The sequence below is a fragment of the Bacillus cereus group sp. N31 genome (genome assembly GCF_016483245.1).
GTDB classification, from domain to species: Bacteria; Bacillota; Bacilli; order Bacillales; family Bacillaceae_G; genus Bacillus_A; species Bacillus_A toyonensis.
This window is the reverse complement of sequence record NZ_JAEHCH010000003.1, coordinates 213733-234259: the sequence shown is the minus strand read 5'-3', so window position 1 is coordinate 234259 and position 20527 is coordinate 213733. Positions and strand designations below refer to the sequence as shown.

The following is a 20527-nucleotide window of genomic DNA, read 5'->3' as shown; positions in this document are numbered from 1 at the left end:
TTTTAGAATGCTTGTAAAAATTTTAGCTGTTTTTTAAAGAATAGAGGTTAAAATAATGAATTGCTCCAAACGAGAAGATCTATATTATATTTGTAAGCTAGTCTTTGATCTACATAAAACACCTATCTATTTTCTTACTAACAAAGGAGATTTAGTATTTGAAATCTCGTCCAATATTCTGCATAACCCTATGTATTCTTCCAAAGAGGCAATACTGAATGAACTATATAAGGAACAGCCTTCCTATACTTTTCCGTCACTAGTAGAGACCGCCTTTCTCGAAAACTTTTTCGCAATTCATCTGCGTTTGAACGACCAAATTAGTGGGAATATAATTGTTGGACCAGTCCTTTATTCCAGGCTATCAGAAACATCAATTAACGGCATTGTTAATGATCTTCAACTAAAAATAAACAAAGAAGAAATGATTCGATATTATCGTTCTCTACCCGTATTAAATAATATGAGTTTTTTAAATGTAAGTTTAGTGCTTTATTACATGCTATATCAGAAACAGTTGGACATAGCTGATATACTGCAAAAAAACATGCTAATAAAAAAGGTGGAATTCGAAATTGAACAGCCTGATGTACATATATCAGAGCAACGACAAAGTACATTAACTCATATCGATCCACTAGCCGAGAGGAAAATATTTGAATGTATTAAGCAAGGGAAAAAGGAGGAGTTAATTAAAAATCTAAGGAGATTACCTGAATCAGGAGAACTTGGGGTGTTATCAAAGACAAGTCACCTGCGAAGCCAAAAGAATTCTGCCATTGCAGCTATTACACTTGCAACTAGATCTGCTATTGAAGGCGGAGTTTTCCCTGAAATCGCATATACTATTAGTGATTTATTTATACAAAAACTCGAAGAAATACATAAAAATGAAGCAATTCCCCCTTTTTTAGAGAATGCTTTACTTGAGTTTGCAGAACGTGTCAAAAATAGTACAATGCAGCAACATTCAAAACATATAAACGTATGTCAAAATTATATATTCACTCATCTTTATGGTGATATTACACTAAATATCCTTGCAGAAATAGTCACATTAAACCCTAGTTATTTATCTTCCCTTTTCAAAAAAGAAGTTGGAATTTCTTTAAATGAATATATTCAGCGTGCGAAAGTCGATGAGTCAAAAAAGTTAATGACATATACGAGACATTCTATATCCGAAATTTCTACATTACTAAATTTTCACGACCAAAGTCATTTTACAAAGGTATTTAAAAAACATACTGGTATTTCGCCTAAACAATTTAAAAATGGATGCAGTTATTAGTTATCCTTCGTTCCGTCAATAGATTTAATTTGTTGCTTTACATTCCTAATACATATACTTTATAAAGCGAGAACATTAATTGTTAGTACATTAATTGAAATAGATGAATGCTAAACATAATTCACATTCTTCATAACTCCTGATCATAATCCAAATTTGGAAGAATAGAGGCTTTTTTATATACAAATAATAAGCCTCAAGGAGTTGTTGACATGCATTTCATATTAAATATGTTAGGGATTTTTGTTGTAATATTAATCGTCTTCCTTTGTTCGCCTAATAAAAGAAAAATAAAATGGAGACCAATCGTTATTCTAATCATATTGGAGCTTTTTATTACGTGGTTTATGTTAGGCACCAAATTGGGCAGTATTATTATTAATAAAATTGCGTCATTTTTCAGTTGGCTACTATCGTGCGCGAATGAAGGTATTCGTTTTGCATTTCCTTCAGCTATGGAAAATCAAACAGTTGATTTCTTCTTTAGCGCCTTACTTCCTATCATTTTTGTTATCACTTTTTTTGATATCCTTTCCTACTTTGGAGTCTTAACTTGGATCATTGATAAAGTTGGTGCACTTATTTCTAAGATTTCTCGTTTACCAAAGTTAGAAAGTTTCTTTTCCATTCAAATGATGTTTTTAGGAAATACGGAAGCACTTGCGGTTGTTCGTGATCAATTATCTGTTTTAAAAGAAAATCGTTTGTTGACTTTTGGAATTATGAGTATGAGTAGTGTCAGCGGATCCATTCTTGGTGCTTATCTGTCAATGGTTCCAGCAACATATATTTTCAGCGCTATTCCTTTAAACTGTATTAACGCATTAATTTTAGCTAATGTTTTAAATCCTATTGAAGTTACGAAAGAAGAAGATGTTGTTTATAAACCTTCAAAAAATGAAAAAAAAGATTTCTTTTCTACTATTTCAAACAGTATGTTAGTCGGAATGAATATGGTAATCGTTATTTTAGCTATGGTAATTGGATATGTAGCTTTAACAGCATGTTTAAATGGTATTTTAAGCTTTTTTGTAGCAGGTTTAACAATTCAAAAAATCTTCTCCATTATCTTTAGCCCCTTTGCTTTTTTACTCGGTTTAACAGGTAAAGATGCTATGTATGTAGCTGAATTAATGGGAATCAAAATCACAACGAATGAATTTGTTGCCATGATGGATTTAAAATCAAACTTAAAGTCATTACAACCGCATACGATTGCTGTTGCAACTACATTTCTAGCCTCTTTTGCTAACTTTAGTACAGTAGGTATGATATACGGAACTTACAATTCATTATTTGGCGGAGAAAAATCATCAATAATCGGTAAAAATGTTTGGAAGCTTCTTGTTAGCGGAATGGCTGTTTCCTTGTTAAGCGCTATGCTCGTGGGGCTTTTTGTGTGGTAAATCAATACTTATAATAACGAAAGACACCTAAATGAAATTGGGTGTCTTTCGTTATTATTTCACTTTTTCTTTTATAATTTTTATCCCCGAATCTGTCCATTCCCACGAATCACATATTTTGTAGAAGTTAATGCAGGAAGTCCCATTGGTCCCCTTACGTGTAGCTTTTGCGTACTGATGCCAATTTCTGCGCCAAATCCGAATTCAGATCCATCCGTAAAACGAGTCGATGCATTATGATAAAGTGCTGCGGCATCAACGGATGTGAAAAACTTGCTGACGTTTTCCTCGTTCTCTGTAATAATCGCTTCGGAATGCATGGATCCATACGTATTTATGTGATGAATCGCTTCTTCTACTGTAGAAACGACTTTAACTGCTAGCGTGAGAGATAAAAACTCAGTTTCCCAATCCTCTTCTGAAGCGAATGCAATAGAAGAATCAATTGCCAATGCTTTCTTATCACCACGTAGCTCCACGCCTCTTTCCTTCAATAAAGAAAACAGTTCGCTACCAAATTGCTGCGCCCACTTTTCATGAAGTATAATCGTTTCAATTGCATTACATACAGATGGACGCTGCGTTTTTGCATTTATAATAATATTAAATGCCATTTGTTTATCCGCTGTTTCATCAATGAAAATATGACAATTTCCCGCACCTGTTTCAAGTACTGGAACAGACGCTTCTCTTACTACAGTATCGATTAATTGCTTGCCACCTCTTGGGATAAGAACATCCAAGTAGTCATTTAATGTAAATAACTGCTTCGCGCTATCTCGCGTCGTATCTTCTATGAGCTGTACACTTTCTTGAGGCAAGCTCGTTTGTTTGAGCGCTCGGTGAATTACAGCAACGATCGCTTTATTAGAATGGATAGCGGAAGAACTACCACGCAATATGACTGCATTTCCTGTTTTCAAACAAATTGTAGCAGCATCTACTGTCACATTCGGCCTTGCCTCGTAAATCATCCCGACAACACCAAGTGGTACTCGCATCTCCTGAATAGATAGTCCATTTGGTCTTTCCCATGCACTTACACATTCCCCAACAGGATCACGTAAATCAATTAGCTGCTTAATTCCCTCAGTCATATCAATGATACGTTGTTCATTCAGCATAAGACGATCAAGGAGTGACTCAGAAAATCCTTTTGCCTTACCTTCTTCAATATCCCGTTTGTTTTCCTCTACAATATAAGCTGTTTCTACTATCAACTGATCAGCAATTGCGGTAAGTGCTTCATTTTTTTGATTTGTAGATGTAAGCACAAGTTCTCTAGCAACCTCTTTCGCTTTTTTCCCCTTTGCCAACACTTCATTCATTTTTATTTCCTCCTTTTTAAAGGTTAATCAGTATATTATTTGAGAACCATTTAACACGAGTATCTAAAACTTACCTGCCCATTCAAATTTGCGTGCTCTCTTTTCTTAAAATGAAACCCAATGATCTCTATGGATGACTTCATAATTATGCCTTTCGCCTCTTGCTTGAATATCTTGGCTTTGCATACCTTTTAAATTCCTTAGTTCCTCCGCGCTATATGTGCATTGTCCTTTTCCTATTACGCGCCCTTGTTGCGTAATTACTTCCACGACTTCACCCACTTGGAAAAATCCTGACACATTTGTAACACCAGCAGGAAGAAGGCTCTTTCCATGTTGAATGATAGCAGTAGCTGCCCCGGCATCTACTTCAATTTGACCGCTAACAAGCGAATGCAAGGCGATCCATTGCTTGTTCATTTTAATTACTTTTTGAGGAGCATTACCGATATACGTTCCATCACCTTTGCCCTTCAAAACATCTAAAAACTTTTCCTGTCCACGTCCTGTTCCGATAAATACACTCACTCCAAGAGATAGTGCCGTCTTTGCAGCATCGATTTTTGATTTCATACCGCCAGTTCCAAGTTTTGAACCAGCATCTCCAGCAAGAGAAGCGATTTCTTCCGTAACTTCAGGAAGAAAATAATATTTTTTCGCATCCGTATTTTTTTGAGGATTTTTGTCATATAAACCGTTCACATCCGTAAAAATCATAAGCATATCTGCCGACAAAAGTCCGCTTACTAAAGCTGACAGCATATCATTATCACCGAACGTCAGCTCCTCTAAAGAAATGGAATCATTTTCATTGATGATAGGAAGAGCGGAACGGTTTAGTAGCTCTCCTAAAGTAGCGTAAGCATTACTGTATTGTTCTTTTCTAGAAAAATCACTTCTCGTTAATAAAAGTTGTGCAGTAACAATATCATATTTACGGAACTCCTCTGTGTACGCCTGCATTAATAAACTTTGTCCGACAGCTGCTGCAGCCTGTTTCCCTTTAGTTGTCACTGGTCTGCTAGGATACCCAAGAGCAGAAAAACCTGCTGCGACGGCTCCAGATGTAATTAACAAAACTTCATGCCCTTCCTGTTTCAGTCGTGCCAATGCGGCAACGTGATCTGAAAGTTGTTCTTTAGAAATGCCTCCATGACTATCTGCCAAGGAACTACTCCCTATCTTTACAACAATTCGTTGTTTTTTCACTTTTGTAACCCCCAAGTCTAAAATCAAAGTTTTTATACATTACACTTCTATTCATTCAGTTTGCAGCTATATTTATTCTCATCCATGCTGCCCTGTAGTATGAAAGAGCAAAATAAAAATGACCGCTTCGCCCTTAATAAAATAATAAGGACGAAACGGTCATTGTTCCGCGGTACCACCTTGATTGATATACATAGATATCCACTTGACGCCTATAACGCAGGCGAACGCCTAAACTTTCATTTAAGACTCAGGGATAGGTTCGATACATTCTATACGAGGAATCTTTCAGCCGGTGAATTCCACTCTCTTTCGTAAGAAGACATATGTACTAATTCCCTTCAACGATTTTCAATCTGATTTTTTTATATTATGCGATATAGTTCGATTCGGTGTCAAGAGGTATTTTTAAAAATAAATAGAGCCGCAAGTTACTTGTATGAAATTATCGCCCTACTGAATGAAAATAAAAATTGATATAAGTTTAACTCATATTCATAAGCATAAAACCTTAAATTATAGTGTATATATTTACATAATGTCGAATATAGTTAATTTTTATCTTTTAGTGTTGCAAAAAGGAATATATTCTCTTAGAATGTTTCTTTATATTGCACAGGGATGTTATTCTTATTCTAAGATAATAATATCAAACCGATATAATTAATTATAAAAGGAGCAAGATCGAGTTATTATGAACAAACAAATTGGATTCATCGGATGCGGAAATATGGGAATGGCTATAATTGGCGGTATGATAAACAATAATATAGTTTCTTCAAATAAAATCATGTGTTCAGATTTGAACACTATGAATTTAAAAAATGCTAGTGAAAAATACGGGATAACTACAACTACTGACAACAATGAAGTAGCTAAAAATGCTGATATTTTAATTTTATCAATCAAACCAGACTTATACTCCTCCGTAATTAATGAAATAAAAGAAGTGATCAAAAACGACGTTATCGTCGTAACAATCGCTGCAGGGAAAAGCATTAATAGTACTGAAGATGCCTTTGATAAAAAATTAAAGGTTGTGAGAGTAATGCCTAATACTCCTGCTCTTGTTGGAGAAGGAATGTCTGCTTTATGCCCTAACGAAATGGTTACAGAAAAAGATTTAGAAGATGTACTAAACATTTTCAATAGTTTTGGTCAAACAGAGATTGTAAGCGAAAAATTAATGGATGTTGTAACATCTGTAAGTGGTTCTTCGCCAGCATACGTATATATGATTATAGAAGCGATGGCAGATGCTGCTGTACTAGATGGTATGCCAAGAAATCAAGCATATAAATTCGCAGCTCAAGCTGTGTTAGGTTCTGCAAAAATGGTATTGGAAACAGGAATACATCCAGGTGCATTGAAAGATATGGTTTGTTCCCCAGGCGGAACGACAATAGAGGCTGTAGCAACATTAGAAGAAAAAGGCTTGCGAACAGCCATCATTTCAGCTATGCAACGTTGCACGCAAAAGTCTATTGAATTATCTAATCAAACTAAAAAGTAAACACTAATTACAAACTGTTTTTGACTATATACACATGTAGTTTACATACCCCTATTTTCGCCAAAAGATAAACGGACAAATTCATAGATGATTGAGTTTGCCCGTTTTGTTTTTATTATATTAAAATAATTATATTCAAATCCTCTTATTGGTTTCTATTTCTATACCTTCTCTAAGAATGTTATGTTTTCCATTCATTCACTTTTATACACACCTAACTATGACTGTGTAATTTTATTAGATACAAGTAATTTTTCAATACATATCGGTAACATATCGAATAGCGTTTCAAATGCGTAATTTACGTCTAGACGCTCTGTCCATTGATGTGCATCTTTTCCTACCGGCCCCATATTTAATACTGGAACGTCAAACTCTTCTAATTCCTGAAGTGGAATTGAATAACCTTTATCCCATAATGGCATATTGTCTACAAGAGAACTCATTGAATCCAATGGGTTCTGTAAGCCCACATAGCTTAAATCTGAAATTCCTCCAAAATAATTTTGATTTTCAAATGTAATGCTATGATTGTATTGGGCATACTTTTCCATTTCTACAACTACCTCTTTAATGAAAGGATTGTTGCGTGAACTCACAGCTGGATAGTACGGCGGAGCGAAGAAAAGTACAATCATCGGCGCTTTTTCTTTACATAATATAGCTAATTTATCAACTAAATCGATTGTTACTGCACGATCATCTTTATCTTCTCTATTTTTTATAATATTAGATTGAATATCATTTATTGTCTCTTTTCCATGTTGTTCAATTGCATACGCGATAAGCTCTTCATACGTTAATACATTTACTTTAAGATTAGGAGGTATGAACGGATTATATTTAGAAAAACGATATGCTTGCTTCTCGTAAGACTCTTCGATTTTCTCTGCTACTTTCGTTACTTTTTGACGCAGCAACGAAACGACATCTGTCATCGATTTTTCTAGTAAAAACAAATTAAATAGTGTGACTGCACGATGCGGAATTTGTACAGAATAGTCCTCTTTTAAGTCTCTTTGAAGCAAGTTAGTTGGTGGAGGACTCGCTTCACCATCTACAATATCACAAAGGTCCGTATTCAACTCTAATTCTGCTGTTAATAATGCAGCCATATAACTCCCATTTAAGCCTGCAAAAGGTTCACCTACATGTGTCTCTTTTCCATAGCAAAGGAAACCAGGTAACACCTTCCCAATAGAACCAGTATAAATATACTTATTTTGGTCCCCAGGATGCCTTGAAAACATAGGCTCTGAATTTAGAACCGTTTTAAATTCTAAATCATGTTCTCTTGCTAAATCTAATAATCTCGGAACAGCTGCTCTCATCCCTACGGAGTTCACTTCTTCATCTGGAACAGCTAATAAAAGAACATTCCCATCAAATCTTCCTTCACAAGCTTGCTCAACCATTGCCATTTGTAAAGCTAGACCACATTTCATATCCATTGTCCCTCTACCAAATAGCCAATCTCCCTGTTCTATATCTTCACGTACATGATCTGGTAGTTCATCTTTATGAGAGTAAAACATAGATGTTAACTTTTTAGGATGAAATGCATCTTCTTTCCACACTCCATAATCTTGTACATCTACAACATCAAAATGACTAACAAGAATTACAGTATTTTTCGTACTATCACTTTTCTTTACTAGGGCGGTAACAAAATATCGTCCATCCCCCGTCGGATTTTTTTGCAAATGATGCGGATTTTGTTTGAAATACTGTAAGTCAGATAATTGTTCTACAACAAAGTCTGGTAATATAACTTCAGCTTCTGAACCTGTAATACTAGGAATTTCAACAAGATTGCTTAATAACTGAATCAATTGTTCTTTTGATTGCCACTTTGACATAGTAACCCCCTATTTTTCCGCATTATGAAAATCAATTCCAATATATGAATAAAAAATAACGACAGTTATCAAAATTATAATTCTGATGTACTGCCGATTTTTATTGAAATTTCATGAGCTGCTTCTTTTACCTTACTAATAAGAAAAGATAGTCGATCATCATTAATACGATGACTAATTAACCCAACACTTAATGCTCCTACTACTTTATGATTGAATCCGATAATAGGTGCAGCTACTGAAGCTGTCCCTTCTGTTTTTTCACCATAACTTACAGCATATCCTTCATTTTCTATTTGTTTTATTTGATTAAGAAGAATTTGCTTTTGTTCTGGTAAAGAAGAAAGTAATTGTTCTACAATGTATTCCATTTCATTCGTTTTCATATTGGCAAGCATCGTTTTATTTGCGGCGCCAATCGAAAGTGGAATCTGTTCCCCTAAGTTATCGATAACCCGAATTTTTAAAGGGCTATCAATTCTTTCAATAATAATAGAATGAGTTCCATTTGGAATGTTCAAATAGACACTTTCTTCCACTTCAGCGGCCAATCGCTTCATCACTTCCCTTGCAACAGATCTATAGTCTACCTTCTCCAATTGACGTAATCCTATTTCCATCCACATTGGCCCAATCTTGTACTGCTTTGTTTCTGAAATTTGTGTAACTAACCCATGCTCCATTAGAGAATTAAGTAATCTATGTACTGTACTAACCGGAAGATGTGTTCCATCAGCTATATCAGAAATAGCCCAATACTCTTTTTCATTTGTAGAATTTAATAGCTTAATAATACTTATCGCTCGATCAATGGACTGTACCATAATTCGCCTCAACTTTACTTGTAGTATGTTTAGCCTAATTAACTATCAATTTATCAAAAATTCAAACTGAAATCAATCAATTTATTTAATTTTCAAAATAAACAAAAGATACGCTATCAACATTTTGAAAACGCAAACAAAAAAATATTGACTTTTCTTTTTAATTATCTGAAAATTAGAACAATATTTCACATCACGGAATACATTCCATAATACGGAAAAACATCAATTTTCATACTACCAATTTTGAAAGTGAGGAAAACAATGACGCAAGTAAACAATACAAACAATGAATTAAAGCGCACAATGAAAAGTAGACATTTATTCATGATTGCACTCGGTGGTGTGATTGGAACGGGGTTATTTAACGGATCTGGTTTTATTATAAGTAAAGCTGGACCTGGCGGATCCGTACTTGCCTTTATGGCCGGTGGATTATTAATGTATCTCGTTATGCTATGTCTTGGTGAGCTTGCTGTAGCCATGCCTGTTTCAGGTTCTTTCCAGGAATATGCCACCAAGTTCATTAATCCTGCAACTGGGTTTACAATCGGATGGTTGTATTGGTTAAGCTGGGCGAATACGACCGGTCTTGAATTTACAACTGCCGGAATTACGATGCAGCGCTGGTTTCCTGATATTCCTGTCTGGGTTTGGTGTTTAATATTTGGTGTTACCATATTCACTATAAACGCATTATCTGCTCGTAGTTATGCAGAAACAGAGTTTTGGTTTTCAAGCATTAAAGTATCTGCCATTATCGCTTTCATTATTCTTGGCGGCGCCGCTATGTTCGGTTTTATTGATTTAAAAGGAAACGAACCAGCCCCGCTATTTTCAAATTTCATAAATCACGGTGGTTTATTCCCAAATGGACTTGCCGCTATCCTATTAACAATGGTTACAGTCAATTATTCCTTCCAAGGTACAGAACTTGTCGGAATCGCAGCTGGTGAAAGTGAAGATCCAGCAAAGACTTTGCCTCGTTCTATTAGAAATATTATATGGCGCACGATGTTTTTCTTCGTTTTAGCAATTTTTGTTCTCGTAGCTTTAATTCCTTGGGAAGAAGCAGGATTAACAAAGAGCCCATTCGTTGCTGTTTTTGATAATATCGGTATTCCGTATGCAGCTGATATTATGAACTTTGTCATTCTTACTGCTGTTCTTTCTGTCGCAAATTCAGGACTGTACGCCGCAACTCGCATGCTTTGGTCATTATCAAAAAATGAAATGGCGCCAGCCTTTTTAAAGAAATTATCATCACGAGGAATACCACTAAACGCTTTAATCATGACGATAGCTATTTCTGCTTTTTCTCTTTTGACAAGCGTGGTAGCTGCTGAAACGGTTTATTTATGGCTTATTTCAATTTCTGGAGTCATTACAATCATTGTTTGGATGTCAATTTGTGTTTCTCAATTCTTTTTCCGTAAACGCTATTTAGCTGAAGGTGGAAAATTAGAAGACTTAAAATTCAAAACTCCACTTTATCCACTTGTACCCATTCTTGGTTTTGGATTGTATGGCATTATATTAGTAAGTCTTATCTTTATCCCCGATCAAAGACTAGGAATCTACTGTACTGTACCATTTATCATCTTTTGCTACACGTACTATCACTTTAAGATTAAGAAAAAAATCGCCACTAATACTCATAACGAAACTAAAATTAGCGAAACTTTGTAATACTGTACGATACAGAGAAGACAGCACATGGATTTTACTTCATGTGCTGTCTTTTATCGTTCTTTCATTTTCTCAGGAACAATTCCCCTATTTCTTCTATACTATTGAAATGATTATTTATAGCACTTCGTGTTTTGAATTGTTCAGGAGGTTTTTGCGTTCAAGTGTTATCCTCAAACGGGTCAGTATTGCTACATTCCTTTACTTTGGTTTCAAAGATGATGTCGGTATAATTAATGTAGGAAATGCTGTTAGCAATTATTATTTTTTATTGTTCATAAGTTGATGCTTTTCCTTACTATTACCACTTTGTTTTGATATATTAAATTTATACTACGTCACATTAAAAATTTTAAAATAGACAGGAGTTATATAAGATGATCAAAGGATTCGGAGGAATATTTTGGAGAACTAAAAATATTGATGTTATAAAAAAATGGTACAGCGAAGTATTGAAGATTGAAATAGAAAATTGGAATGGGACTAGAATTAAACCCCAATTAGGCACTGAGACTATCTTTTCTTTCTTTACCGAAAATGACAGCTATTTTCCAACAGAACAACAAGTGATGTTAAATTTCCAAGTACATAATCTACATGAGACTATTCAGCATCTTGAACAAATTGGTATACCTCTTGAAAAGAAAGAAGAGGTTAGTGAATTTGGAAAGTTTATTTGGATTAAAGATCCTGAAGGACGACTCATCGAGCTTTGGGAGAAATAGTCGATTGTAATCATTCGCTATTAAGATAACGGATAATTTCGTTCAGCCGATGTCTTCGGCTATCCATAATAGATTCCTGTTGCAAATTTGTAGCAGGCTCTATTTTCACTTCATCATTTTCATTTAAACGAGAATCAATTATCCTTAACGACATTTCCTAATCTTTCGTAATTACAATTTGCAATCCCCTCCTCATCAATCATCTATTATTTAAACAAAAACTCCCCTTAAATCAAAAATGATTAAGGGGAGTTTTTCATATGCGATGAAGTTATAGTTCAGATTTCACTCGAACAGAAACATTATTTTTAATTATATTTTTGACATCTTTAAAGCTAACAAAATTGTTACTTTTCTCATCCCAAAGACGGAAACGTAGTGATTGTAAGCTTGTAGCAAGCGTAATCGTTGGTACATTTTTTAACGGAAGCGTATTATTGTGTGCCTCTTCTAGTTTATAGTTAGGTACTCTTGGGCTTAAATGGTGAACATGATGGAATCCAATATTACCAGTTAAGAATTGTAAAATTTTTGGAAGCTTATAAAAAGAACTTCCTTCCACTGCCGCTTTCACATATTCCCAATCTTTATCCTCTTCAAAATAAGAATCCTCAAATGTGTGCTGTACGTAAAACAGCCAAATACCTATTGAGCCTGCTATTAAGAATATAGTACCATGTACGAAAAGGAACGATTGCCATCCGATTGCCCAGCAAAGTACCCCTATTAAAGCAACGATTAATATATTCGTCAAATAAGTATTCATACGTTCTTTCTGTCTTGCACCATTTCGGTTAAATCTATTTTTAAGCAAGAAAACATAAATCGGACCTAATCCAAACATAACAAATGGGTTGCGGTATAAACGATATGCTAAACGGATTCTAAATGGCGCTGCTACATATTCATTTACTGTAAGCGTCCAAATATCTCCTGTACCTCGCTTATCCAAATTACCACTTGTAGCGTGATGAATGGAGTGCTCATGCCCCCATTGATCAAATGGGAATAAAGTTAAAACACCCATACATGTCCCAACTATTCTATTTGCACGTCGACTTTTAAAAAAGGAATAATGGGTGCAATCATGAAAAATAATGAAAATTCGTGTCATAAATCCAGCGGCTAACAAAGATGGAACTAATGTTAACCAATAAGAAACTGACAAACTTTTATAAGCAAGGTACCATAAAATAATAAATGGAACTATGGTGTTGATAAGTTGCCAAACACTTTTTTTTATCGTTGATTTTTCAAAAGGAGCAACTTGTTTTTTTAAATTTTTAGTATTTTGTAAGGTCATTTTTCTAATTCCTTTCCTGTATGTTGCTAATTATATTATAGCATACTATTAGTATCAGGTGTTATGTGTAGATATAATAAATATTTTATACAATGCACATCTCTTTTTTCTTACTCATTTCTTACAAATTTCTTACGTCCAAAATAGCTTCTATAATAAGAAAGAAGGAGCATTTGTGCCGAGAATTCGAGTTTTTTTCCAATAAATACATAAAAAAACACAGTGCTTTTTCACATCTGTGTTTCTTATTTTCATTCCAATGAAAACCAAGTAAATTTAGGATTTATACTTTTTTGATAAAAATAAGAATTACATACATTCTATACTATATAATCTATGCGTTTACCATATTACTCACTATTTTCATTTTTACAAACTAAAAATGGTTCGTACATCATTATAGCGTGATTCTCCGTTACACATTGATCTTCTATAAACTGCTTCTGTTGATTATATACTCTGCGTTGAATCACATTATGTCGTATATAATCACCCCAGTATACAGGTTGAATGGCGTGTTCTTTTTCATAAACTTCATATTGATAAAGTTGCGGATAGACTGTTCCACAAACGAAATTCTTTATTTTAAGAAAAAAATAAAATTTCCCTTTTGCATTTATATAAGTCTCATCCGGAAAATTTTACGGCAGCATCCAAACATCACTATTTACAGGACAAAACACAATAAAATTGCCAACCAGTTCGCTTAGCAAGGTTAACTAGTTGGCAATTTTTTAACGAGAATGCTTTACAAATAATTGAATTGCTTCTTCCGATACATAGAACTTCCCATTACTCTCTACAATAATACTTCCTAATTCATACTCTTTATCATTAATACGAATTATATTTTTATTAACACTTAATTGAGCTTCCACTTTATTATAATTTACTACAAGCACTGGGTTTGCTATATCCGTTTTGTCAATTGATACAGTGGCACCAATGCTCTTAAAGGCTTGTTCACTCTCTAAAAATATTTTATTTGTTACTTCTTCTAAGTTAAAGCCCATTGCTTTCGCCATCGTCTTCGCAATGTCTGTATTTTGGATTAAACCTGATGGCTTTTGTGGTCCATAAGAGTATAAGAATACATCCTCACCTGTATGTCCTCCTGTCGTGAAACCAATATTTGCACGGTTGGCCAATATCGTAGTAAGGATTCGACCTACATCCATTTTCTTTTTTGCCGCTTTTAATTTTTCTTTTTCATCATGAGTTAGATTATCCAAACCGTATAGTTTAGCTACACCTTCTACATTTGATAAATCAGATTTCAGTTTATTTGTAGTCCCTTCAAGTGTCATTTTCGCCTTTTTCAATGGGTCAATGTATGCAGATACAGGTTTAGTATTATATCCCTTTGTCGTATTCCTATTGCCAATAGAGATACCACTGTTGCCATGGTCAGCTACAGCAATGAGCATCGTATTACCGTCTTTCTTCGCAAATTTTAATGCTTTTGCAACCGCATTATCAAATGCCAATACATCACTAATAATCCCAATTGGATCATTCGCATGGGCTGCCCAATCTGGCTTACTTCCTTCTACAAATAAAAAGAAGCCATCTTTATCTTTTGATAATGTTTGAATTGCTTTTTCCGTCATTTGAGAAAGTGTTGGTTGCTCTGGATTTGTTACTTCACGATCCATATCGAACGCAAGGGCATTATGTGAGAAAGAGCCCCAAATTTTATCAGATTTAGAGTTCAATAATGCATCTTTTGTTTCAACTAAGTCGTATCCTTTATCTTGAATCACTTTAACTAAATCTTCACCATCTTTACGGATTCCATTTCTTTTCACAGACTGTAGTGCTGCTTTTCCCCCGCCTAATACGACATCTATATTTTGATACACTTGCTGCTTCGCAATTATGTCAAAATGCTTGCGGTTAGCATGATGGGCAGAGAACCCAGCAGGTGTAGCATGTTGAATTTCAGATGTAGCAACAATTCCAGTTGCGCGACCAGAGCGCTTTGCACCTTCTAGAACGTTCGCAACTGGCCGCAGCTTCTCCTCTTCTTTAATTGGTTTTAAGCTAGGTGAATTCACAATAGATGGCAATACACCTACATATCCTGAATTTGATTTATTCCCTGTTGCTAAAGCTGTAGCTGCTGGGGCTGAGTCTGTAATAGCGGATTCTGCTGAATATGTGCGAACACCTCCTGTTATGATTTCATCTAATGCAAGCGGTGCCCCTTTATACAAGCGAGCTAACGTTGTTGCTGAAGAGCTCGTTCCATCCATAACCATCATAATTATATTTTTTGGTTGATGCTCTACTTGTTCCACCTTAGCTTCGGCCGCCTGATCATTCATCATGCTTTCAGTACTTAATACACTTAATGTTACAGTTGATACTAATAATATCCCCTTCACTTTTTTACTCAATTTCATCATTTTTGTTCCTCCATAAACTTTACATTCATTTATATACAAGATCCAATTTCCCATTACGTTTATACAAAACTTATATATGTTCTTTTTTATTAGTTCCCTATTGTCATAAAGCTAACAACAATTACCGTCACTTTCGTTCATTAATTAACTAATGTTATATGTCACAGCCCTATATTCTCTACTATTAAAGTGTCATTATTCTCTTCATCATATAAAAATTTGTTTATCAATAAAAACACGATTAAATGAAATAAAAATTTATTGTTAAACAATAAATTACATGTTAAATTATATAGATAATAATTAAATGAGGTGCTTTTTATGAAACAAGGATCAACACTCTTTTTAAAGACGGCTGTTATTCTTATGGGAATTCCTGTTCTTGCTATGTGCATTTTTTTAGTTCCTAAAATAGGGAATTTCGCTGCAGAATTATATCCTGATATTGCATATATTAAATATCTTGTATTTATCAACTTATACGCAACAGCAATACCTTACTATTTCGCACTGTACCAAACGTTTAAGCTGTTAAACTATATTGACAAAAACAACGCATTCTCAAAATTGTCTGTAAAATCGTTGAAAAATATTAAGAACAGTGCATTAACAATTAGTGTATTATATGTATTAGGCATGCCACTTTTCTATCTCGTGGCAGAGAGAGATGACGCCCCGGGCATTATTATTATTGGAATGATTATGATTTTTGCTTCATTGGTTATCGCTGTCTTTGCTGCCGTTCTCCAAAGACTATTAAAAGATGCTATTAATATAAAATCAGAAAATGATTTAACGGTCTGAGGTGAATAATATGGCAATAATAATTAATATTGATGTAATGTTAGCGAAAAGAAAAATGAGTGTAACAGAGCTTTCGGAGAAGGTTGGAATTACAATGGCTAACCTTTCTATTTTGAAAAACGGAAAAGCAAAAGCGATTCGATTTTCAACTTTAGAAGCAATTTGTAAAGCATTAGAATGCCAACCAGGGGATATTTTAGAATATCAACCTGAAGATACCGAATAAAAAGAGTCCTTCTCACATGAAGGACTCTTTTTATTGCATATTACGGTGCGAAATTAATTTGACCAGTAAACAATAAGATAATCGTGATGATCCAAAATATAAAAAATGATGAGGACAGTATGAATGAAAGAATGCCTATCCCCTTCTTCTCTGTTTTTTTCTTCATTATAATTATGGAAAGTATGATACCTACACCTGTAAGAGCAATGGTAATATAATCTCCCACTATATTACCCACATTCGCTATCCTCGTTGGCGTTATAAAAACGAATAAAAGACATAAAATTCCGATAAGTAAAGATATATAGCTTATTATACTGTACTTCTTTTTGGAGACTATTTCGATTTTCATCATACCCCCCCCTTCTGTATAGCTATGATTTCATACTAGCACGAATAACCATAATTTAGTTTTATTTTACCGCCTATAGTGCTTTTATTGAGTTAATTTCTTTTTAATACTTTTTTAAAAAAGTATATTGGACCTACTACCAAATATGCTGGGTTTGATAAGAAAGTCGGCTTCTTACCTTCAATTGCATGACCTACAAATTGAAAAATCCATCCTAATATAAATAGTGATAGCCCTAATTTCCAATTCACGAATAAAATGAATATAGAAATGATAATCGTAGGAATACCAATAAAGTGAAAAAATTTATTCATTGGATGTTGATGGTCGTCTCGATATTTTTTAAACATTTTTTGAAAGTCCATATCTTAACCCCTCTCCATTATTAAAAATCTTATTTTAATTTGAAACTAACGAAAATAAATTTTCTTCTACTAATGTATATGCAGGTGTACCATGAATAACCTATACAGCCAATCTTTTTAAAGAAACTAATAAAGCTCTTGAAAAAGCTTCTGAAATAATTAACCTACTACATACAAAACATAGAAAATAACCTCTACTTTTTGTATGAAAAGTAGAGGTTATTTTCAAACCATTTATAAAGAAACCTCTCTATCAACCACTACCTTAAAAAATTCCGAGTAATGTGCCAAAGAATAATCCGCTACATCACAAATCCCTTGATACATGCATGTTGAAATACCTAATTCCTTTGCCGGTAATAAATCTAACTCTCTATCTCCAATAGCTAAATCAATATTGTACTTTTTATGTAAATAATTATACGCTAAAGAATTCGGTTTTCGAGGGAAACCATCGTCAATTGTAACCATATCGACGAAGTATTTGTCCCATCCGTAATATTTTAAAATTTCCATAACCCCTGCTTTATGTTTATGGGTCATGATTACATTTTTATCTGCAAATTTCAAAACCTCTTCGACGCCAGCAAAAGGCTTCATATCTATTGGAGTGAATTTCTTCTTCAAAATTTTAATCTTTTCTTCCTGCTCACATGAAATATTATAATAATGAATTGCGTGAGAATATGATATTTTCAAGTTTTTGTATATTTCTTGTTCATCTACTGTATCACCTAATATTTCAGAAAGCATCTTCGTATATGCAGGATACGTATCAAATAACGTCCCATCAAAATCCCACAAAATATTCATTGTATTCACCCTTCTATTTTCGAATCATTGTATGACTAAATCCGCCCTATCCTTCGGCAATTCCATTTCTAAATAATACTCCTCTGCTTTCCAATACCTGTTTTGAAACTTTGAAAGTTTCTTTTGTGTCTCTTCGTTTTCACGCTGAAACCTTGTTTCCCTTGGACAGTCCAAATACACCATATAATGAAAGAAATCTCTCCATTCTTTTCGCTGTAGAAAAACTCCTTCAATTACAATTACACCTACAATAGGGATCTGGACTTTTTTCATTTCACATGAATCGGTATCATCATAATAGAAAGGCAATTTCAATTTCGTTTCATGTTGTAACTTTTGAAAAAATTTCTGCCGCAAGTATGCAATATCCCACTGTAAATAATAGTACTCATACCATTCTTCATATCCTGTATGATAGCGTTTATTACGCTCCACTATATGATCATCAATATGGAAAATATGAAACGGAATGCCTTCTTGTTTCATATTTTCTTTTAATTTTGTTGCGAATGTTGTTTTTCCTGAACGACTTAAACCATCTATTCCGATAATGAATCGGTTTTCTTTATGTTTCTTCATTATACTTATAATTTCACTCGTACTCATTGCTTCTTCCACTCTTCTTTTAATAAAGAAAATAAAATGGTATCATGAGCAACTCCATTTTGAATCATATGTTTTCGAAGTAATCCCTCTTCTTGAAACCCTGCTTTTTTTAGCAATTTTTGAGATGCCTTATTTTCTACATATACGACAGCTGCGATTCTTATAAGTTGCAGCTTTTCAAATCCGTAAGTTAAGATGGCTTGTAATGCTTCGGATGCATATCCCTTTCCCCAATATATATCATCTAATTCATAACCAATTTCAGCTCGTTTATGATGATTGTTAATTAAATGAAATCCGCACGTTCCGATTAATTGGTCCGTCCCTTTTTTCTCTATTCCCCAGCGAAACACATTGCCTTCTTCATAACGATTTTTAAACGTTTGAATCGTTGTTTTCGCTTGCTCAATATTTTCGAAAGAATCCATTCCGAAATATCGTATAACAGATTCTTTCGAAAAATATTGGAACATCATTTCTGCATCTAATAGTGTAAGTTCTCTTAAAAGTAAACGTTCAGTTTCTAGTTTCGGAAATTCCATCTCTTTTTCTCCCTCTATTCTAATGAACTGCAAATTTCAATATAATTTCCATCTGGATCAGCAATGTAGGCAATTGTTTGTCCCCACGGTTTCACAATTGGCTCAACTAAAACTTTAATGCCTTGCTCTCTGAATTGCTCAATTGTTTCTTGTACATTCTCAACTACGAATCCTAATTCGAAGTGAGAAGATTGTAATTCACCTTCTGTAAGCGGTAGTCCTGTTAATTCTTTCACGTCTTCTCGTGTATTCATCGCTAATATTGTAGATCCAGTATTAAATTCAATATATGTACCATGCTCAGCTTTTATAGGTAACTGTAAAGTATCTTTATAGAATCTTAAACATTCTTCAAACTTTTCTACATATAAAATGATGTATTTCATTTTTAAATTCATGTTACATCCCCCTTTTGTATTCATCCCTAAAAATTCGACAAAAACTACAAAAAAACCTTGTTCTTCCTACAAATGAACATAAAAAAATGAGGCCGATTTCTCGGCCTCCCAGCTTATTGGCATAAAACAGGAGATTTGGTTTGGACATAACCAGTTCGTACTTTTATTATATTTTATTTTTTCTGAATTTTAAATACTTTAAACACCTATTTATATTGAGAAAGTTTTTTTACTTGCATAAAATTATACTGTTTAAGAAATGCTACAAATGGAGGTGTATACATATGGAACCAATGCTTTGTCCAAGCTGTAAAACAAATCGTACTCGCTTTAACATTCTTGAGCAACAAGTAAAACCAGTAAAGTTAAATCCTCAAACTGGTCAAGTAGAAGAAGAGTATACTAATGAAACGATGAATGCTTTTCATATGGCTTATCAAGGACCTACATACCGAGTCCAATGCGCTGTATGCGGACTTGTTGAAAACCCTGAACAATTTATTAAACCTGCTCAAAATCAGTCTTTCTCATAAAGTGAAACTTTAATCAGTGGAGGTTTTGTTCATCCCCCACTGATTATTAGCCTTCACCAATCGGGATTTTACGGGTAGTTGATCCCCCACCTAACTTTTTTGCTTTCGCTGAATTTTGAGTTGGGGGTCTTACTGCCCGTTAATGCGGGATAAAATATTGTTAATCAGTAGTTCCTTATTTATGATTTTTTAGGTATTGTTACGGGATATCTCCTCTCCCATCTACAATTGTTCTTTCTATACCTTGAATACACATATTTTTATTGTGTAAAAAATAGCGAACAAAAATAAAAATATATAAGAATTAAAGAAGATAATTCCCATATCCCCCTT

21 protein-coding genes, 1 pseudogene and 1 other annotated feature are annotated in these 20527 nt (G+C 34.0%); of the genes and pseudogenes, 8 read left to right on the top strand and 14 right to left on the bottom strand.

Annotation, left to right across the window (positions count from 1 at the left end):
* Positions 1-55: 55 nt before the first annotated feature.
* Positions 56-1291 carry a helix-turn-helix domain-containing protein gene (locus tag JDS81_RS07645; protein WP_087969418.1) on the top strand — a complete coding sequence of 412 codons (1236 nt, stop codon included), beginning with the start codon at positions 56-58 and terminating at the stop codon, positions 1289-1291.
* Between the two features lie 212 nt (positions 1292-1503).
* Positions 1504-2697, top strand: a complete 1194-nt coding sequence (locus tag JDS81_RS07640; protein WP_000545491.1) for a nucleoside transporter C-terminal domain-containing protein — start codon at positions 1504-1506, stop codon at positions 2695-2697.
* An 80-nt stretch (positions 2698-2777) separates the two neighbouring features.
* Here JDS81_RS07640 and JDS81_RS07635 read toward each other — a convergent pair whose 3' ends face one another.
* Both JDS81_RS07635 and proB read right to left on the bottom strand, forming a co-directional pair.
* A complete protein-coding gene (locus JDS81_RS07635; RefSeq protein WP_097954641.1) occupies positions 2778-4025 on the bottom strand; it encodes a glutamate-5-semialdehyde dehydrogenase in 1248 nt (415 codons plus the stop codon).
* Positions 4026-4130: 105 nt separating this feature from the next.
* On the bottom strand, positions 4131-5234 hold the full coding sequence (proB, locus tag JDS81_RS07630) for a glutamate 5-kinase (protein ID WP_097954640.1): 1104 nt from the start codon (positions 5232-5234) through the stop codon (positions 4131-4133).
* A gap of 143 nt (positions 5235-5377) precedes the next feature.
* Positions 5378-5588 (bottom strand) — a binding site (T-box leader).
* A gap of 340 nt (positions 5589-5928) precedes the next feature.
* On the opposite strand from proB, the gene proC reads away from it, so the two are divergent.
* On the top strand, positions 5929-6747 hold the full coding sequence (gene proC, locus JDS81_RS07625) for a pyrroline-5-carboxylate reductase (protein WP_001041316.1): 819 nt from the start codon (positions 5929-5931) through the stop codon (positions 6745-6747).
* A gap of 218 nt (positions 6748-6965) precedes the next feature.
* On the opposite strand, the gene JDS81_RS07620 is transcribed toward proC, so the two are convergent.
* Together JDS81_RS07620 and JDS81_RS07615 are read right to left on the bottom strand one after the other, a co-directional pair.
* Positions 6966-8606: a M20/M25/M40 family metallo-hydrolase gene (locus tag JDS81_RS07620; RefSeq protein ID WP_000049536.1), complete on the bottom strand. Its 1641-nt coding sequence runs from the start codon at positions 8604-8606 to the stop codon at positions 6966-6968.
* A gap of 74 nt (positions 8607-8680) precedes the next feature.
* Positions 8681-9430, bottom strand: a complete 750-nt coding sequence (locus JDS81_RS07615) for an IclR family transcriptional regulator (protein WP_000250754.1) — start codon at positions 9428-9430, stop codon at positions 8681-8683.
* A 264-nt stretch (positions 9431-9694) separates the two neighbouring features.
* On the opposite strand from JDS81_RS07615, the gene JDS81_RS07610 reads away from it, so the two are divergent.
* Both JDS81_RS07610 and JDS81_RS07605 read left to right on the top strand, forming a co-directional pair.
* Positions 9695-11119: an amino acid permease gene (locus tag JDS81_RS07610; RefSeq protein ID WP_097954638.1), complete on the top strand. Its 1425-nt coding sequence runs from the start codon at positions 9695-9697 to the stop codon at positions 11117-11119.
* 377 nt (positions 11120-11496) lie between these two features.
* Positions 11497-11844 (top strand): VOC family protein, encoded by a 348-nt coding sequence (locus JDS81_RS07605; RefSeq protein WP_097954637.1) that lies wholly within the window; start codon positions 11497-11499, stop codon positions 11842-11844.
* Positions 11845-11854: 10 nt separating this feature from the next.
* Here the strand turns inward: JDS81_RS07605 and JDS81_RS07600 are convergent, their stop codons facing one another.
* From JDS81_RS07600 to JDS81_RS07585, 4 genes and pseudogenes are all read right to left on the bottom strand, one after another.
* The gene (locus tag JDS81_RS07600) at positions 11855-11998 is read right to left on the bottom strand and encodes a hypothetical protein (protein ID WP_000058621.1); all 144 of its coding nucleotides are present in this window, start codon (positions 11996-11998) and stop codon (positions 11855-11857) included.
* Between the two features lie 117 nt (positions 11999-12115).
* The gene (gene desA, locus JDS81_RS07595) at positions 12116-13147 is read right to left on the bottom strand and encodes a Delta(5) desaturase DesA (protein WP_097954636.1); all 1032 of its coding nucleotides are present in this window, start codon (positions 13145-13147) and stop codon (positions 12116-12118) included.
* A 350-nt stretch (positions 13148-13497) separates the two neighbouring features.
* A pseudogene (locus JDS81_RS07590) lies at positions 13498-13710 on the bottom strand (VanW family protein); the annotation flags it as partial.
* 171 nt (positions 13711-13881) lie between these two features.
* Positions 13882-15555 carry an alkaline phosphatase gene (locus tag JDS81_RS07585; protein WP_097954635.1) on the bottom strand — a complete coding sequence of 558 codons (1674 nt, stop codon included), beginning with the start codon at positions 15553-15555 and terminating at the stop codon, positions 13882-13884.
* Positions 15556-15876: 321 nt separating this feature from the next.
* Here JDS81_RS07585 and JDS81_RS07580 point away from each other — a divergent pair, with 321 nt between their 5' ends.
* Together JDS81_RS07580 and JDS81_RS07575 are read left to right on the top strand one after the other, a co-directional pair.
* Positions 15877-16359: a DUF2975 domain-containing protein gene (locus JDS81_RS07580; RefSeq protein WP_016108654.1), complete on the top strand. Its 483-nt coding sequence runs from the start codon at positions 15877-15879 to the stop codon at positions 16357-16359.
* A 10-nt stretch (positions 16360-16369) separates the two neighbouring features.
* Positions 16370-16585 carry a helix-turn-helix domain-containing protein gene (locus JDS81_RS07575; protein ID WP_000974611.1) on the top strand — a complete coding sequence of 72 codons (216 nt, stop codon included), beginning with the start codon at positions 16370-16372 and terminating at the stop codon, positions 16583-16585.
* Positions 16586-16625: 40 nt separating this feature from the next.
* Here the strand turns inward: JDS81_RS07575 and JDS81_RS07570 are convergent, their stop codons facing one another.
* From JDS81_RS07570 to JDS81_RS07545, 6 genes are all read right to left on the bottom strand, one after another.
* Positions 16626-16937 carry a hypothetical protein gene (locus JDS81_RS07570; RefSeq protein ID WP_097954634.1) on the bottom strand — a complete coding sequence of 104 codons (312 nt, stop codon included), beginning with the start codon at positions 16935-16937 and terminating at the stop codon, positions 16626-16628.
* 92 nt (positions 16938-17029) lie between these two features.
* Positions 17030-17302 carry an Mpo1-like protein gene (locus JDS81_RS07565; protein ID WP_000347329.1) on the bottom strand — a complete coding sequence of 91 codons (273 nt, stop codon included), beginning with the start codon at positions 17300-17302 and terminating at the stop codon, positions 17030-17032.
* Between the two features lie 234 nt (positions 17303-17536).
* Complete coding sequence (locus JDS81_RS07560) at positions 17537-18115, bottom strand: HAD-IA family hydrolase (RefSeq protein ID WP_097954633.1); 579 nt, start codon at positions 18113-18115, stop codon at positions 17537-17539.
* Between the two features lie 24 nt (positions 18116-18139).
* The gene (locus tag JDS81_RS07555; protein ID WP_097954632.1) at positions 18140-18721 is read right to left on the bottom strand and encodes a kinase; all 582 of its coding nucleotides are present in this window, start codon (positions 18719-18721) and stop codon (positions 18140-18142) included.
* A complete protein-coding gene (locus JDS81_RS07550) occupies positions 18718-19263 on the bottom strand; it encodes a GNAT family N-acetyltransferase (protein WP_000395622.1) in 546 nt (181 codons plus the stop codon). The genes JDS81_RS07555 and JDS81_RS07550 overlap by 4 nt, the downstream gene beginning before the upstream one ends.
* A 14-nt stretch (positions 19264-19277) precedes the next feature.
* Positions 19278-19661, bottom strand: a complete 384-nt coding sequence (locus JDS81_RS07545; protein ID WP_001049858.1) for a VOC family protein — start codon at positions 19659-19661, stop codon at positions 19278-19280.
* Between the two features lie 284 nt (positions 19662-19945).
* On the opposite strand from JDS81_RS07545, the gene JDS81_RS07540 reads away from it, so the two are divergent.
* On the top strand, positions 19946-20194 hold the full coding sequence (locus JDS81_RS07540; RefSeq protein WP_000433610.1) for a hypothetical protein: 249 nt from the start codon (positions 19946-19948) through the stop codon (positions 20192-20194).
* Positions 20195-20527 lie beyond the last annotated feature (333 nt).

What these genes read in the sequence shown, in the direction of transcription:
- JDS81_RS07645 (WP_087969418.1), top strand. Translation starts at nt 56, where the DNA reads ATGAATTGCTCCAAACGAGAAGATCTATATTATATTTGTAAGCTAGTC.
- JDS81_RS07640 (WP_000545491.1), top strand. Translation starts at nt 1,504, where the DNA reads ATGCATTTCATATTAAATATGTTAGGGATTTTTGTTGTAATATTAATC.
- JDS81_RS07635 (WP_097954641.1), bottom strand. Translation starts at nt 4,025, where the DNA reads ATGAATGAAGTGTTGGCAAAGGGGAAAAAAGCGAAAGAGGTTGCTAGA.
- proC (WP_001041316.1), top strand. Translation starts at nt 5,929, where the DNA reads ATGAACAAACAAATTGGATTCATCGGATGCGGAAATATGGGAATGGCT.
- JDS81_RS07620 (WP_000049536.1), bottom strand. Translation starts at nt 8,606, where the DNA reads ATGTCAAAGTGGCAATCAAAAGAACAATTGATTCAGTTATTAAGCAAT.
- JDS81_RS07615 (WP_000250754.1), bottom strand. Translation starts at nt 9,430, where the DNA reads ATGGTACAGTCCATTGATCGAGCGATAAGTATTATTAAGCTATTAAAT.
- JDS81_RS07610 (WP_097954638.1), top strand. Translation starts at nt 9,695, where the DNA reads ATGACGCAAGTAAACAATACAAACAATGAATTAAAGCGCACAATGAAA.
- JDS81_RS07605 (WP_097954637.1), top strand. Translation starts at nt 11,497, where the DNA reads ATGATCAAAGGATTCGGAGGAATATTTTGGAGAACTAAAAATATTGAT.
- JDS81_RS07600 (WP_000058621.1), bottom strand. Translation starts at nt 11,998, where the DNA reads ATGTCGTTAAGGATAATTGATTCTCGTTTAAATGAAAATGATGAAGTG.
- desA (WP_097954636.1), bottom strand. Translation starts at nt 13,147, where the DNA reads ATGACCTTACAAAATACTAAAAATTTAAAAAAACAAGTTGCTCCTTTT.
- JDS81_RS07585 (WP_097954635.1), bottom strand. Translation starts at nt 15,555, where the DNA reads ATGATGAAATTGAGTAAAAAAGTGAAGGGGATATTATTAGTATCAACT.
- JDS81_RS07580 (WP_016108654.1), top strand. Translation starts at nt 15,877, where the DNA reads ATGAAACAAGGATCAACACTCTTTTTAAAGACGGCTGTTATTCTTATG.
- JDS81_RS07575 (WP_000974611.1), top strand. Translation starts at nt 16,370, where the DNA reads ATGGCAATAATAATTAATATTGATGTAATGTTAGCGAAAAGAAAAATG.
- JDS81_RS07570 (WP_097954634.1), bottom strand. Translation starts at nt 16,937, where the DNA reads ATGAAAATCGAAATAGTCTCCAAAAAGAAGTACAGTATAATAAGCTAT.
- JDS81_RS07565 (WP_000347329.1), bottom strand. Translation starts at nt 17,302, where the DNA reads ATGGACTTTCAAAAAATGTTTAAAAAATATCGAGACGACCATCAACAT.
- JDS81_RS07560 (WP_097954633.1), bottom strand. Translation starts at nt 18,115, where the DNA reads ATGAATATTTTGTGGGATTTTGATGGGACGTTATTTGATACGTATCCT.
- JDS81_RS07555 (WP_097954632.1), bottom strand. Translation starts at nt 18,721, where the DNA reads ATGAGTACGAGTGAAATTATAAGTATAATGAAGAAACATAAAGAAAAC.
- JDS81_RS07550 (WP_000395622.1), bottom strand. Translation starts at nt 19,263, where the DNA reads ATGGAATTTCCGAAACTAGAAACTGAACGTTTACTTTTAAGAGAACTT.
- JDS81_RS07545 (WP_001049858.1), bottom strand. Translation starts at nt 19,661, where the DNA reads ATGAATTTAAAAATGAAATACATCATTTTATATGTAGAAAAGTTTGAA.
- JDS81_RS07540 (WP_000433610.1), top strand. Translation starts at nt 19,946, where the DNA reads ATGGAACCAATGCTTTGTCCAAGCTGTAAAACAAATCGTACTCGCTTT.